10 protein-coding genes are annotated in these 14897 nt (G+C 66.7%); 3 read left to right on the forward strand and 7 right to left on the reverse strand.

What is annotated here, in order from left to right; all coding sequences use genetic code 11:
* Positions 1-5: 5 nt before the first annotated feature.
* Positions 6-2411: a phosphoketolase family protein gene (locus Ate02nite_RS30480; RefSeq protein WP_203811291.1), complete on the forward strand. Its 2406-nt coding sequence runs from the start codon at positions 6-8 to the stop codon at positions 2409-2411.
* Positions 2412-2568: 157 nt separating this feature from the next.
* Here Ate02nite_RS30480 and Ate02nite_RS30485 read toward each other — a convergent pair whose 3' ends face one another.
* Positions 2569-3468 carry a hypothetical protein gene (locus Ate02nite_RS30485; RefSeq protein ID WP_203811292.1) on the reverse strand — a complete coding sequence of 300 codons (900 nt, stop codon included), beginning with the start codon at positions 3466-3468 and terminating at the stop codon, positions 2569-2571.
* 182 nt (positions 3469-3650) lie between these two features.
* Here Ate02nite_RS30485 and Ate02nite_RS49865 point away from each other — a divergent pair, with 182 nt between their 5' ends.
* Entirely contained in the window at positions 3651-3938 is a 288-nt protein-coding gene (locus Ate02nite_RS49865) for a transposase (protein ID WP_203811293.1), read from the forward strand.
* Between the two features lie 117 nt (positions 3939-4055).
* Here the strand turns inward: Ate02nite_RS49865 and Ate02nite_RS30495 are convergent, their stop codons facing one another.
* Positions 4056-4553 carry a MarR family winged helix-turn-helix transcriptional regulator gene (locus tag Ate02nite_RS30495; protein ID WP_239147809.1) on the reverse strand — a complete coding sequence of 166 codons (498 nt, stop codon included), beginning with the start codon at positions 4551-4553 and terminating at the stop codon, positions 4056-4058.
* 35 nt (positions 4554-4588) lie between these two features.
* Here Ate02nite_RS30495 and Ate02nite_RS30500 point away from each other — a divergent pair, with 35 nt between their 5' ends.
* Positions 4589-5494: an alpha/beta hydrolase gene (locus Ate02nite_RS30500; RefSeq protein WP_203811295.1), complete on the forward strand. Its 906-nt coding sequence runs from the start codon at positions 4589-4591 to the stop codon at positions 5492-5494.
* 58 nt (positions 5495-5552) lie between these two features.
* Here the strand turns inward: Ate02nite_RS30500 and Ate02nite_RS30505 are convergent, their stop codons facing one another.
* From Ate02nite_RS30505 to Ate02nite_RS30525, 5 genes are all read right to left on the reverse strand, one after another.
* Positions 5553-7079: an amidase gene (locus Ate02nite_RS30505; RefSeq protein ID WP_203811296.1), complete on the reverse strand. Its 1527-nt coding sequence runs from the start codon at positions 7077-7079 to the stop codon at positions 5553-5555.
* A gap of 284 nt (positions 7080-7363) precedes the next feature.
* Positions 7364-7696, reverse strand: a complete 333-nt coding sequence (locus Ate02nite_RS30510) for an FAD-dependent oxidoreductase (protein WP_203811297.1) — start codon at positions 7694-7696, stop codon at positions 7364-7366.
* Positions 7697-7699: 3 nt separating this feature from the next.
* Positions 7700-8836 carry a tyrosine-type recombinase/integrase gene (locus Ate02nite_RS30515; protein ID WP_203811298.1) on the reverse strand — a complete coding sequence of 379 codons (1137 nt, stop codon included), beginning with the start codon at positions 8834-8836 and terminating at the stop codon, positions 7700-7702.
* A gap of 389 nt (positions 8837-9225) precedes the next feature.
* On the reverse strand, positions 9226-11628 hold the full coding sequence (locus tag Ate02nite_RS30520; protein ID WP_203811299.1) for an RNaseH domain-containing protein: 2403 nt from the start codon (positions 11626-11628) through the stop codon (positions 9226-9228).
* On the reverse strand, positions 11628-14897 hold the full coding sequence (locus Ate02nite_RS30525) for an ATP-dependent DNA helicase (RefSeq protein ID WP_203811300.1): 3270 nt from the start codon (positions 14895-14897) through the stop codon (positions 11628-11630). The genes Ate02nite_RS30520 and Ate02nite_RS30525 overlap by 1 nt, the downstream gene beginning before the upstream one ends.

Consider the following 14897-nt stretch of genomic DNA (forward strand, 5'->3'; position numbering starts at 1 on the left):
TCGCCGTGACCACGGTTGTGTCCGACCTGCAGAAGACCCTTGCCGAACCCGACGAGTCCGACCTCGCCCGCCTGGATGCCTGGTGGCGCGCCGCCAACTACCTGACCATCGGCCAGATCTACCTGCGCGCCAACCCGCTGCTGCGCGAGCCGCTGACGCCCGAGCACGTCAAGCCGCGGCTGCTCGGGCACTGGGGCACCAGCCCCGGCCTGTCCTTCATCTACGCCCACGTCTCACGGCTGATCCGGCACACCGGCCAGGAGGCCATCTACCTGGCCGGGCCCGGTCACGGCGGTCCGGCGCTGGTCGCGGCCGGCTATCTCGAAGGGACCTACAGCGAGGTCTACCCGGAGGTGTCGCAGGACGAGGACGGCATGCTGCGGCTGTTCCGGCAGTTCTCCAGCCCCGGCGGCATTCCCAGCCACGTGTCGGTGACCACGCCCGGTTCCATCCATGAGGGTGGCGAGCTCGGCTACGTCCTGGTGCACGCGTTCGGTGCTGTCATGGACAACCCCGACCTGCTCGCGATCGCCGTGGTCGGCGACGGCGAGGCCGAGACCGGGCCGCTCGAGGGCTCGTGGAAGGGCATCTCGTTCATCAACCCGGAGCGGGACGGCGCGGTACTGCCGATCCTGCACCTCAACGACGGCAAGATCTCCGGACCGACCGTGCTCGGCCGCAAGCACGCCGACGAGGTGCAGGAGTTGCTGCGTGGCCACGGCTACGACGTGATCGAGGTGTCCGGCGACGACCTGCCCGGCATGCACCTCCGCTTCGCCGCAGCACTGGCCCGGTCCTGGGGCCGCATTCGCGAGATCCAGACCGCGGCTCGCAACGGTTCCTGGGACGGCACCCGTCCGGCCTGGCCGCTGATCGTGCTGCGTTCACCGAAGGGCTGGACCGGGCCGGCGCAGGTCGACGGCGTGCAGGTCACCGGCACGTGGCGGTCCCACCAGGTGCCACTGTCCGGCGTCCGGGACAACCCGGCCCACCTGGCAATGCTGGAGACTTGGCTCAGGTCGTACCGTCCGGAGGAGCTCTTCGACGAGGCCGGCACGCCCGTCGACCTGATCCGTGCGCAGGCACCGGGCGGCGACCTGCGGATGAGTGCCAGCCCGCACGCCAACGGCGGCGTGCTCACCCGTGACCTCGACATGCCCGACTTCCGGGAGTACGCCGTCGACGTCACCGCCCCGGGAGTCGCCCGCGCCGAGTCGACCCGCAAGCTCGGCGAGCTGATGCGCGACATCTACCGCCGCAACCCGCAGGACTTCCGGCTGTTCTGCCCGGACGAGACCAACAGCAACCGCCTCGGCGCGGTCTTCGAGGTCTCCGACCGTGCCTTCATGGAACGCGTCATGCCGGATGATGTGAAGCTGAGCCGCGACGGCCGGGTGATGGAGGTTCTCAGCGAACACAACTGCCACGGCTGGCTCGAGGGCTACAACCTGACCGGCCGGCACGGCCTGTTCGCCACCTACGAGGCGTTCGCCATGGTCAGCGCGTCCCAGACGGTGCAGCACGGCAAATGGCTGCAGGAGGCCAAGCACCTGGCGTGGCGGGCGAAGGTGCCCAGCCTCAACGTGCTGCTCACCTCGACGGCGTGGCGCAACGACCACAACGGCTTCTCGCACCAGGGCCCCGGCCTGATCCAGGTCGTCCTCAATCAGCGCGGCGACGTCGCGCGGGTCTATCTCCCGCCGGACGCCAACTGTCTGCTGTCGGTGGCCGACCACTGCTTCCGATCCCGGTCGTACGTCAACCTGATCGTCCAGGACAAGCAGCCCCAATTGCAGTACCTGACGATGGACGAGGCCATCGCCCACTGCACGCGAGGTGCCGGCATCTGGGAGTGGGCCGGAACCGACGACGGCACCATGGACCCTGACATCGTCCTGGCCTGCGCCGGCGACATCGTCACCATGGAGACCGTCGCAGCCGCCCAGATCCTGCGCGACCGCCTGCCCGGCTTCCGGGTCCGCGTGGTCAACGTGGTCGACCTGATGACCCTGATCCGGCCGAAGGATCACCCGCACGGCATGGACGAAACGTTGTTCACCGAGCTGTTCACCGACACCGTCGACGTGGTGTTCGCCTTCCACGGCTACCCCGGCGCGATCCACCAGCTGGTGCACGGCCGGCCCGACGCCGACCGGTTCCGGGTGCGCGGCTTCATCGAGCAGGGCACCACCACGACGCCGTTCGACATGACGGTCCGCAACAAGACGTCCCGCTACCACCTGGTCATGGACGCCATCAACAACGCCAGGCGCCTGCCGCGGGGCGCCGCCGACCTGGTGGCCTGGTGCGAGGCCCAGCTGGCCCGCCACGAAAGCTACATCGCCGAACACCTGGAAGACATGCCAGAGGTTCGGGACTGGTCACTCGACGACCAAGACCGGCGAGTCTGAGCAGGCCACGGCTGGTGGTGCCGGCGCTCCGCCGGCACCACTCGTCGCCGGGCCGAGAGTTCTCACGTGATCACCTGGATGATCTCTTCTGGCCGCAGGCGCGGTGTTCGCGTCTGCATACTGCCGCCCGGGTCGATGGCGGCGAACCAGAAGCTCCTCAGCTACCCGGCTGACGGATTGCGGCGCCCGGATCGGTGCTCTGCTCAAGGGCCGTCCACCACTCCTCCAGCTCATCGACCCGGCTCTGGAGTGCGGCGTTCGCCGCCCGGGCCGTCGCCAGTTCCTCGGTCAGCGCACCGATCGGCCCGGAGGCGGTCAGGGCGTCGAGCCAGCCCGCGACCAGCCGATCCTCAGCGGCAACCCGGCGGAGCGCGGAGGCGACCACCTCCGGTGACAACTCAGCCACGAACTCTGTCGGAAGCGTGAGCAGGCGAGCGACCTCGCCGAGGTTCCGCGCGGCGCTCATCTGGCGCCGAAGGCGCTCGGCGGACGGCACCGCCGGTTCGGCCGGTGTCGCAGCCGCGATCGGCTTGGCGGGAGAAGGAGAGGGCTTCGACACAGGCGCGGGCGTAGGTGCCGGCTCCGGGTCAGGCTCGGCCTCTGACGGGAGTTCGGGAAGGTCGTCCCCCACCCAGGCGTAGGCCAGAGTGTCGCCCTTCTGCCGTCGGACGACATTTGGCCACTTGGGCAGAACCGCCAGCGCGCGGGGCCCGTGCCGGGCCCAGGTCTCGTTCCGGAGACCGAGCTCGGCCAGACCCTCCCGGATCTCTCGCACCTTCAGCGGGACCGACGACTCGGCCAACAGGTGGAGAACCACCGCGAGGGGCTCTTGGGCGAAGACGGCGTGGAACAGCCGGGAGTCGGACAGAGCCAGGAAACGCAGCGAACCCCTCGTCGCGACGTGAACGCCGGCGCCCCGTGGGACAAGCTCTTCCTCATCGGTGTCATCCCACTTAACCTGATAGTTTGTCCCGTCATCCGCGAGGATCGATCCGGCTCGGGTACGGCGTACGCCGAACGAATCGGACACCCGGACAAGACCCTGATCTGCGCTCACGAATGCGACTGTAATGGTTATCGTCGCGGCCGGGGCGCCGGCCGGAGCCAGCCCATCCTGGCCAGGCTCATAAGTCGTGTGCGCCCAGCCCCGTCTTGGCGGAACAACTCTGAGTGGGTGTTTTAGAGGGCTGTCGGACGGCGTGTCCGCGGTGATCTCCGCGATCGCGGCAGGGTCTGCGTGTGGGTCGTCAGCGTGTCTATCCCTCGGACCTGACCGATGAGCAGTGGGAGATCATCGAGCCGATGCTCCCGCTGATCAAAGAGCCGGGAAGGATTCCGAAGCGTCCGTTCCGGGACATCGTGGATGCGATCTTGTACATCGACCGGTCAGGGTGTTCCTGGCGGCAGCTTCCGGTGGACTTCCCGCCCTGGCAGGCGAGGCGAGGGCTTGTGCACCACCGGTCTTCCAAACCCTCATCGGGATCGGCACAGAAGAGGCGCAATACGACTTCGATGCACGAGCGGTGACAGCACTCCTGACCACCCGCATCCTGACACCACCGGCCGCGGCGACTGGCTCGGTCAACCAGGTGTGCGGGTCGGCGGGTTAGGGCTTGGATCTGGTCGTGGAGGCGTAGCTGTGGATCACCCGACGGGAATACCGACGCCGTCGCGTTCGAGCGCCGCGCGTAGCTGGCCGAGAGCTCTACCGACGACCTCCAACTGCGCCAGGTCCATCGTCTCGCCGATCCGCACTGCCAGGTAACGCTCAAAGGTAATCTCGGCAGCATCCGTGAGGTCGGTGCCCGAGGGAGTCAGTTCGAGTAACAGGGAGCGCCCGTCGGCCGGATTCGGCATGCGCCGCACCCATCCCCGGCCCTCAAGCCGGCCGGCGCTCTTACTGGTCGCGCCTACCCCGATGGCGTAAAACTCCGCGAGATCGGCGACACGAGACCCAGGATGGTCTCGTAGGTAACGCAGGAACTCGAACTGGGACGCGACGATGCCGTGGTCCCGGCGCAGCACTTCGTTCAGGTCGTTGTAGAGCCGTGTCTCACAGCGGACGAGGTGGCTGAAGACCGCTGCCAGTGTGATCGATTCCGCACCGGAGAAAGATGCCGCGGCATGTAAATTAGCTTCCACGGCATGCATTTTACGGTGGATGAAAGGCGCAGAACATGAGCAGGCAACAGCGGACGGACCTGGACGCGATACTGCGCAAAAGCATCCAAAGCTTCACGCCCGAGCCGGTCGAGAAGATGCGGGAGAACTTCGCCAGCCTCATGGCGATGTTCCCCGTCCCGCCGGTGCGCACTTCCGACCTGACGCTGGCCGACCGGCGGGCGGTGCTGGTCGAACCGGAGGAAGGCGTGGCCCGCCCGGGCACGATCCTTTACTTCCACGGCGGCTCGTTCGCGCTCGGCTCACCCCAGACGGCAATGGGCCTCACCGCGAGCCTGGTTACCCGGACGGGTATGCGGTCAATCTCGTTCGATTACCGCCTCGCCCCCGAACACCCCTTCCCGGCCGGCATCCACGACTGCCTCGCGGCCTACCGCGCCTTGCTCGACGACGGCGTCGACCCCGGCGCGATCGCTTTCGCCGGCGACTCGGCGGGCGGCGGGCTCACGATCACCACCACGCTCGCGGCCCGCGACGCCGGCCTGCCGCTGCCGGGCGCACTCGTCGCGTTCTCGCCCGGTCTCGACCACACCCGGTCGGGCGGATCGATGGACGCCAAGCAGGGCATCGACCCGTTCTTCACCAAGGAGGGCATGGCGTACACCGGCGCGATGTATCTCGACGGGCAGGAACCGAACCAGGAGCTGGCCGCACCCGCGGTGCTGGCCGACCTGACCGGTTTCCCGCCGATCCTGCTGCAGGTCGGCACGAACGAGCTGCTGCTCGACGACTCTGTCCGACTGGCGCAGCGCGCCCGCGACGCCGAGGTCGACGTCATCCTCGATATCACCGCCGGCGTGCCGCATGTGTTCCAGGCCTTCATCGGCCAGCTTGACGAGGCCGGCTTCGCTCTGGACCGGGCCGCCCTGTTCATCTCACAGCACCTGCACGCCCGCTCATGACGCCGGTCTGCGGTGGTGGTTCGCGGGCCGCCAGCAGTGCTGGACCTTCCGGGGACCATCAGACGTGAAGGCAATCGCCGCCAAGCACTACATCGAAGCCCAGCAGCACCAGGTCGGTAGCGCGCAGGTATACGCGACGATCGATCCCACCAGCGGCAAGGCGCCCCAGGTCGAGGCGCCTTCGCTGAGACTCGCCGAGCAGGAGTTTCGGCATAGTGGCACCTGTCGACTCTCTCGCGATCTCGGCTGCGTGATGCGCGGCGACCCACGTGAATCGCGGGGGTCGCGCATTTTGGGCAGTTTCGCGGCGGAGGCGTCTCGGTCGTCCAGAACAGCCCGGTACATTGGATGCCGCAACTGGGCCCGCCTTGGCCTGCGCAAGCGCGTCAGGGGCGACGGTCAGCACTGAGTGCAGGCCGAGCGGGCCCTGGTCGTACGCGGCGATGCGGTCCAGGTAGGCCTGCACCACCTGCTGGGTGGTGGTCCGGCCGGAGGCCAGGTCGGCCTTCAGCTGGACCACGGTCTTGCCGACGACGTTGTACGGCGACGTCGTCTTCAACGTGGGCTGGGTGACCGGGGCGATCACCGCGCCCGGCAGCGGCTTACTCCGCGAGACGGTGCAGGCCAGGGCGCTGGTGCCGGCCGCCTGGGCGAGCGCCTGCGGGCTGTAGTTGTCCAGCGAGCAGATCTGCGCGGCCGACAGCCCGGCGAAGTCGGGCTTGGCGGTGAGGTCGGCGGCGGTCTGCTGCACGGTGCGCACCTGGGTGCCGGCGGCGGGGGTGCCGCTGCTGTCCGGTGCGTTGCGGGTCTCCGACAGTCCGGTCACGACGAAGTGGGCCACCGACCGGCTCTGGCCGGGCGCGAGCACGATCCGGTTGACCAGGCCGGGGTGGTTGGCCTCGTCGCCGGTCGTGGCGAGCGGGTTGGTGAACGGGTCGCGCAGGAAGTTGCCCGTGCGCTGCAGGGCGCCGGCGTATCCGGGGGTGCCGATGGTGGTCGCGGAGGGCCCGTTGGCGCTGGCCGATCCGGCGCCGGCCGACGGTGTGTACCAGGAGGCCCAGCCGTCCGCGCCGGTGATGCGGGTGTCGCCCGACGAGGTCGAGGCGATGGCGCTCTGGTTGGTGCCGGTGTTGTAGCCCAGCTGTCCGCCGAAGGCGACGTCGATCCCGATCGGCTTGCCGGTGGTGTTGGTGAAGGTGTCGAAGAAGCGGCCGTAGCTGTCCGGCTTGTCGATGGTGAGCTCGCGCTTGACCGCGACGCCGTCGATGACGACCGTGTGCTTGCTGGTTAAGGCGCCGGCGCCGTCGGAGGTGATGCCGAAGCCGCGCAGCAGGGCGCCGTTGAGCATCCCCTTGCCGCCGGAGACGCGCATCCGGAGGCCGCCGTAGCCGAGCAGGGCGCTTGCGGTGGTGCTGCGCACACTTCCGGTGTCCAGGCCCGGGATGGCGGCGTCGTTGACGTTCCACTGGTCGCCCTGGCGGGTTGCGACGCTGGTGTAGGCGAAAACAGGTGCGGTGGTGAGTCCTACCGCGACGGCTGTCGCCGCCGCGGTGAGGGAGAACAGTGCGGTTCTTTTTCGCTTCAAGAGCAGATCCTCAGTACGAGGGCCGGCACCGGATCCGGGATCGGGCGCCGTGCGTGGAGTTGACCGCGAGCCTCGTCGATCGCATTGTGAAAGCTAGAAGCGTCAAGTTTCGTGCTGGTTTCGGATGATATGTCGTTCTTATTGCCGATGGTCACGGTCAACCATGCTCTGAGCAGGGCAAAGACCGGTTCGTCGGGATGCTGCTTGGCACCCGTCTCACCCGGCGTGGGTAAACGTAGATCGACTCGGATCGTCGAGGCAGACTCTGTCAGTACCCCCCAGCCTCAAGAGGCGAAGCTGCGGCTGAACTGCTGGCCGGACAGGACCATCCGCCGGACAGCAGAAAGGCGGTCACGTTCGTACTGCTGGAATGCTTGCGGCACCGTGGCCCGACGGGCGGACAGGGCTCGGGCGATCGCTTCCGCGTCGTCTACGGAGGTCGAGAAGCCGCTGCCGGTCATCGGGGTCGGGACATGGGCCGCATCGCCGCCCAGTGCGAAGCGGCCGTTGACGAGGCGGTCGGGCACGTACTCGGCGATCGGTGTGGCCGCGCACCGTCCGGACCGTGAAGGTGATCTGGCCGCCACCACGGTCTTCGCGGCCAGACAGACCCGCATCGCCTAACTCCAGGGCGAAGGCCAGATCCGGGCGTTCTCCCGGGCGAGCTCGGCGTAGGTGGCGTCGGGGATATCGGTTCCGGTCAGGGAGTGGCACACGACGTCGCCGCGGACGCTGCCCGCCTGACGGAACACCGAGGTACGGGTCCAGCCCCAGCCGAGCCGCCTGCGGCCCGGGGTCTGCGATCCGTCCAGGGCGGGCAGCGGATAGCCCAAGAAGTAGTGCCGTCCACTGGATTCGATGGCGAGCCCTTGGGGCCACGCCCGGACGCGACCCACATCCGCCTCGTCGGCGACGCCGAGCCACGGCACGTAACTGGCGTACCGGGCGTCCGGCTGTCGGGGGCGACCGCGCGGCGCACGACACTGCGATATCCGTCGGCGCCGATCACGGCTCGCCCGGCGAAGGTCCGGCCACCTTCGGTCACGGCCCACGGCGATTGCTCGTCCTGGCCGACGAAGGTGACCCGGGAGTTCTTGTGGACAGTGAGCAGTGGTTCTCGGTTCGCCCCTTCCCACAGCCCCGTGTGCAGGGCGTGCCAGGTCACCATCACCTGCGAGCCGAAGATGCTCCCGGCGATCAGGGCATCGTCGAGAGCACGCCGGGCGTTGTCTTCCCCCACCGCACGAGCGGGCGCCGGTGTTGTAGTACAGCCGCACGAGGGCTTCGTCGCGCAGCGCGGAGAAGTCCTTCTTCTGCCGGATGGAGGTGATGAGTTTCTTCGTCTCGTCGTCGCGCATGACCGGGATGAGTTTTTGCTCGGTCTTGGGCTGCGGCACCCGGTCCATGGGCGACGTCTCGATCTCTTCCTCGCTGACGAGCCATTTGAAGAACTGCTGCAGCGACTTGTGCTTGTTCAAGGCGGTGGCCGCGGAGCGGGTTTCGATCATCCACGCCTGAAAGGTCTCGACGTGCCGCTTCTTCACCGCGGCGGGGTCGAGCGCGGCGGCGGATCCGGCGTATTCGGATTCGTCGGAACGCAGATACCGCGCCAATTGCGCGGCGGCCAGAAGGTAGTTGTAGCGGGTCGTTTCCGGGTGGTTCGCGGCGCGCAGGGTCCGGTCCCAGTCGCGCAGGAGGCTTACCCAGGGGCTGCCGTCGAGGCCGGCGCACAGGGTGTTGAGGTTGAAGAGGGCCATGGTTCGTCACCTGCCGAGTCAAGGGGTCTACAAGCGGCATGCTCGACCCGGCAGAACGTTCCTAGATCACGAAAAAGGGCCTCTGACCTGCAGAGACCCTCTCGCTGTCGGGCTGACAGGATTTGAACCTGCGACCCCTTGACCCCCAGCATTTAGAGGGCCCAGCGACGTGCTAAAGAACGTTTTACCAGGTCACTGAAAAGTATACTCGGCCGAGTAAAGGGGTCTGCGGACCCGGCACCTTTACTCACTCCTTCAGCGTAGCTGACCTGGCCTTTTGCCTCCGCGCTTCTGCCAGATCGATTCCACGGTCCATCCTGCGCAACAACATTCCATGGACCGCGTCCCCATGAGCCGTCAACCGAGCCGGCGATAGGCCGTCGTTGGCCTCACGTGCGTTGTGGATGGCCTTGAATCGTCTGGTAAGCCAGGTGCACGGGCGCTGGCCTACTCGTCCGACCGTCCCAAGCAAGTGGGTGGCCGCACAGGCGAGCGCTCATGGCTCCAAGCTGCACTGCAGTGAAGGCGCCGCGGTCGACGATGACGAACTCGGTGCAAGTCATGGCATGCCAAGGGGTACGCATTGTTTTGTTGTCTTCTGAGATTTCGAACCGGGTCTTGCGATGCCCCAGTCTGACGCCGCGGTCGAGAGCTTTGTCGGTTCGCGACCTGTTGATCAGATAGAACGTATCGGATGTTGCTCCCGCCAATTGGTAGAGCCGTTCACTTGCTGACACGAGACCATCTCCCGCGTTTGCGCGAGCGGTAAGAGCGCGTACAGGTTGAGGTAGCTTCCCATCGGTGGGCGCATTAACCCGTACGAGAGATATATCGCGACCCGGCATGGCCAGATGCGGAAGGTCCCCAGCCTTTCTGCTGGAAAGATTCTTGTTAGTAAGGCCGCGCCAAAGTGGGAATCGCTCGGAGCTGTCGACGTAAATCACGATAGGCATGTCGTCAAAGCGAGTACGGAGCTGCTGGAGAGCACGTTCGGCGTAGTCCCGGGCTTGAGAGGCTCGCGCGCCTGGATCAGCTTGATCGAAACGGGTGAGATCTGTGGCGTGATGAGCGGTGATTGCGTTGCTGAGGCTGCTCCATCCGCGTGCGTCAGGGTGATAGCCGAGCATCTGCCAGGGTTGGTCCGACCCATCGGTGACGAGTGCGGCGAGGCTGATCATGCGTTTGGCTGGTCGGTTCTGTTCGCGGGTGTAGACGCCGACGATGACGCAGGGACCCGGTTGCAGTGGGCGCTCGAAGACGCGTGTCGGGGTCGTGGCGGTGATGCCGGCTGCGCGGAGGAGGTCTCGGATGGCGCCGTTGGCGGGGTAGTCGGTGGCGTCCGGCTTTCCGGTGGAGGCGGCGTCGAAGAATTGGGTGACGATCTGCTTGGCGGCCATCGCTGTGCGGATCTGTGGTTTGGGATCCTCGGCCGAGCTCTTGGTGGCGGCTCTCGATTTGCTGGTCTGCACGAGGGCCATGTGAGTGCCGGCCGAAGGGCGTTGTGCCGTCGTTGCGTCGATCAGTTCTGCCCGGTTTCGGGGAGGACCCGGTTCCAGGAGCACGTGGTTGGTGGCGCTGAGGAACTTGATCGTGAGTTTGCCGTCGATCACCGCTGCGGTCGGCGTATCGAGTGCTGCTGGTGTCAGACCAAGGACGTCGGTGAGCGCCTTTTGGGCGCGGGCGCGTTGGATGTCGTCGGCGTAGACGACTGTTAGGTGCAGTGGTGCGGGCGCCGTACTGATGGTGGCGGACAGGGAGGTTGCGGTCGATGTGGGGGCGGTTGAGTTGATGTTGCCGATCTTGGTTCTCTGCAGGATGAGGGACTCGGTGCCCAGTCGTTGCGTGGCGTGTTCGAGGAGCGCGTCGAGGAACTTGCGGCCTGGGCCGGAGGCGATCGGATGGCGATCGGGTGTGGTGGCGTGCCGGGCGCGCAGTCGTGGTTTCGGAGATTGCAAGTCCGCTGGGGTGAAGTGCTCGGGGATGCCGTTGATGGTGAACGAGTCAGCGAGTGCGGGCAGCTGTCCGGCGATGAGGTTGAGGTTGCGTTCGCGGTCGTAGCGGTGCTTGGCCACGAGGAGGGGTCCGTGTCCGTCCGGTGCGATCCAGAGGCTGCGGGCGTTGCCGGGGAAGCCGGTGGTGGAGCTGATGTGGGCGTCGAGATTGAGCAGGATGCCGGGGTAGCCGGGAAGGGTGATGGGGGTCAGGCTGACGTAGTGGATGCCTTGTTCTGCGCGTGGTTGGTCCACCGGTAGTGGGTGGTCGTAGGCGACGAGGTTGCCGGTGGTGTCGGGTCGTAGGTTCAGCAGTGTGCCGTCAGGGAGCCGCATTTGACCTTTGAGCAGCTCGATGGTGCTCCAGGTGGCGATGTCGAAGACCCATGCGGGGATGTCTTGTTGTTTTGCCTCGTCGCCGGGCTGGAGGTACTTGGTGACTTTGATGGTGCGTGATCGGGTCTGGCTGACCATGGGGCCGAGCAGGTTGTCGAAGGATGCCTGGTAGCGCTGGGCGAGAAGCCGTTCGAAGGTGCTGAAGAGCTTGGCGACGGTCGTGATGGGGATCTTCTTGCGCATGAGGAGCAGGGCGCCGGGGCCGTCGGTGTTCTTGCGGATCGTGGCGTAGTCCTTTGATACGTAGCGCAGTGCGTCGGTGAGGTCGCGGTAGGGCAGTTGTGCGGGTTCGCGGGTGTAGCGGCGGGTGAGGTCTTGCCAGGTGTCGTTGACCTCGGCGGTGATGTCGTAGGCGTGGACAGGTCCTGCCATGACGTCGGTGTAGGGAAAGGCGAGGGTGTGCATTATCGAGTCCTGTCGCTGATACCGGCGAAAGTGAGGAAGGCGTCAAGGGTGTGGCCGTAGATGGCGGTGACGTGTTCGAGTACGCCGGTGTCGTACCAGTCCTGGTACAGGGCGCGGATCAGCGTGGGGAAGTCGCTTCCTGGTGCTGCGCCGCCGCGGTGGAAGGCGTTGTCCACCAGGTGCAGGGTGGTGTCGGTACCGCCTCGGCGAGCTCGGCCAGCGAGTTGAATGAGGTCGGCGAGGATGTCAGCGAAGATCGCGGTCCGGACGTTGGCGGGGAGCCTGCCGAAGGCTGGGTTGGAGCGGTTGATCTGCTCGAGGTGCTTCGCTGCGGTGTCGTGGCGGTAGTCGAGTTCGCGGCGCGGGTCGGTGCTGGGTTGGCGGTCGCGGCGGGCGCGGGCGCCGGTGTGGGCGACGAGGGCGGCGGGCTCGTCGATGAGTTTGAGGGGGCGCACGCAAACCCAGATGGAGTCCAGGGCTGAGCGGCGGCCGACGACGATGTTGAGGCCGCGGGCGACGCGGGCGAAGGGTGAAATCAGTACGTCGCGGCCGGTATCGGGGAAGGTACGTAGGCGTGTTGCGGGTAGTGCGATGACGTCGTCGGGTATTTGGAGGTGGTGAGCCTGGGCGGCGGGTACGGCGACGGCGATGCGGTTGCGTTGTGCGCCGCCGTTGATGAGTCCGCGTGCGAGGTCAACGGCTTGTTCGTAGGAGTTGGTGACGAGCAGGACTCGTGCGCGTGAGCGGCGGTCGGGGTCGGGGTGCTGGTGCAGGGTTTCGAGTCGTGGTTCGAGTAGTTGTTCCCACAAGCCGGCGCCGATGCTGTCGAGCAGTTCGCGTTTGCGGTTGCGTGCGGCGCCGGAGATGGTGATGCCACGGTTCGTGATGCGGTCGTTGATGGAGGCGTTGCTGACTGTCAGGGGGCCGGTGCCGGTGTTGGCGTCGTCGGGATAGTGGCCGATGACTTGTCCGTAGACGTGATTGGTCGGGGCGCCGGGCAGGTAGGCCGTGGCCGAGAGGCCGAGGACGATGCGCGGGTGTCCGGTGAGTGCCGCGGCGGTGGTGCTGCCGAGGTCTGCTGTGTAGGCGTGAGGGTCGCCGGAGAGGATTTCGGCGTTGAGGCGCCGGTCGCTGGGATCGTTGGGGTCGCCGGTCACGGCGAAGCCGAACACTGCTCGCCCCATGGGGCCTTCCGGGGTGGCCTGCCAGGTGGATCCGCGGTCGAGGGCTGCTTCAACGTCGTCGGCCAGGCGCATGCCGCTGTCTCGCATGAGTGGTAGGAGGTGTTCGAGTTCGGCGAGACCTTGCTGGAGGTCGCCGAGGAAGGCCCGGCGCAGCAGCAGGTGGGCGGTCTGCAGGTGGTCTAACGGCGGACGTTCGAAGTCGTCGGCTTCGCTCGTGGTCTCGTTGGTGCTTTCACTCGCGTTGAGTGCGGCGATGGCCACGACGGCGTCGAGGACGTCTTGTCGGCGCTGATCCATGCGGTCGGCGTCGGGGTGGTCGGAGACGACCAGACGCAGCTGGCGCCGTAGAAGGGACCAGCCTTCGGGCATGACGTCAGGCTCGGTGACGGTGAACAGGGACCGGAATTGTTCGAGCTGGTCGTCACTGGGGCGTTCTTCGTTCTCGTCGAGGCCGAAGAGGCGGCAGGCGAGCAGGTTGTCCCAGCGGCGCGGTAGGTGCAGTCGGGCGTTGCGGAAGCCGAGCGGGTCCTGGGGGTCGATGAAGTTGTTGACGACCGCGGTGAGGTACCGCTCGGAGAGGAATTCTAGGCGGCTGATGGCGCGCTGGAAGTCGAGCTCGAGGTCTGCCGGCACGTGCCGGGAGTGGACCTGTTCTTTGCGTTGGTCATCGAGCTTGGCCAGGAGCAGGGGCCGGGTCTCGCGGCTGGCCAGTACGAGGGTGCGTCCCGACAGGGCCACAGCGTGGGCCTGGAAGGCGTCGACCTCATCGATGACGACGACGTCGGCTCGGCGCAGGAGGAACTGCTGGGCGCTGACGCGGCCGTGTGTCGCGTCGTCGAAGGCGGTGGGAATCGGAACGGAGCCCTGCTGGAAGTACGCGTGGTTGGTAACGATGATCTTGGCTGTGCCTGCGGCTCGCCGCCAGGGCTCCCATTTTTCGCAGACGCCGATGAGGGGGCAGCGGTGACGGCCGTCTTCGCCGATCCTTTGCAGGTCGGTGCATGGTTCTTGTCCGGGCTGCCAGGGAGCGCCTTCGTCGTTGGGTAGCAGGCAGGAGTAGCCGAGTTCGTTCCAGGTCCAGCGGGCGCGCGCTGAGTCGGTGGGGGCGTCGTTGCTGCGGCGTTCGGCGACGTCAATGAGCCGGCGAGATGACAGGAGAGCGGCCACACCATGGTCGAGGTCCAAAGCTTGGAGGTCCGCGCGGATGTCGGCGACGAGCTCCAGTGTGCTTTCGACATCGGGGGTGAGAAGCAAGACGGTGTGACCGGCCTGTGCCCAATGTGTCGCCGCCACCCTGGTCAGGACGCTTTTGCCGGAGCCTGTCGGGGCGATCATGGTCTGCAGCGGACCGGCCAGCAGGTTCAGCGTGGAGATCGGTTGGCCGCACGGGTCACACAGGTGTCTGGTGAAGGAGTCCAGGGAATCGGCGAGGCTGAAGGTGTCGTCACCGCTACGACTCTTGTCGATGCGTGAGGCCAGGGCGCGCAGGTCGTCGAGGTCGATTGTCAGTTGTTGTGGGGCGGCTGCGGGTTGGACGGGGACGGGCGGGTACGAGTTCGTCAAGATCGGGATCCGGTAGGTGTTGCGGCGGAACTCGTCGCGGTTCGCTCCGGGTAGGAACACTGAGGATGTGTATGTCTCCCCCGGTTCGGCTTGCGGCGGCACCGGCATAGGTGTGGCCGCATTTTCCAATTCTTCGACCGCCTGAGCGATGAGGTCGTTGACCGGAACGCCGTCGCGTACACGGAGCAGATCCCCCAGTGGGTCGTATCGGGGTGAGCGGTTGTTGCGCATGTGTGCATCGAAGCTGATTCGGAAGCCGCCTTCGGTGGCCAGGCGGCGAGGGCGTAGCGCTATCAGCCGGTCGATTGCGGCGAGGTGCTCGGTGGCCAGGTCGTCGCGCCAGCGTTCCCAGACGCCGAGCTGACCCGAGAGCAGGTAGCGGGCGTCCTGCGGGTCGACGGCAGGACTGCCGTCGTAGGTTTCTCGTGGCAGCAGCATCTCGGCGAGCCCGAGAGCCAGCCGCAGAGATGGCGTGGTCAGGTGGCGCACGGTGGCGGCACGAGATCGTTGAGGCGTCGTCAC

The organism is Paractinoplanes tereljensis, assembly GCF_016862435.1.
In the GTDB taxonomy this organism is placed as follows: Bacteria; Actinomycetota; Actinomycetes; order Mycobacteriales; family Micromonosporaceae; genus Actinoplanes; species Actinoplanes tereljensis.

Excerpts from the sequence above, each read along its gene's own strand:
- Ate02nite_RS30510 (WP_203811297.1), bottom strand. The coding sequence starts at position 7,696 with ATGCGGGTCTGTCTGGCCGCGAAGACCGTGGTGGCGGCCAGATCACCT.
- Ate02nite_RS30520 (WP_203811299.1), bottom strand. The coding sequence starts at position 11,628 with ATGCACACCCTCGCCTTTCCCTACACCGACGTCATGGCAGGACCTGTC.
- Ate02nite_RS30500 (WP_203811295.1), top strand. The coding sequence starts at position 4,589 with ATGAGCAGGCAACAGCGGACGGACCTGGACGCGATACTGCGCAAAAGC.
- Ate02nite_RS30515 (WP_203811298.1), bottom strand. The coding sequence starts at position 8,836 with ATGGCCCTCTTCAACCTCAACACCCTGTGCGCCGGCCTCGACGGCAGC.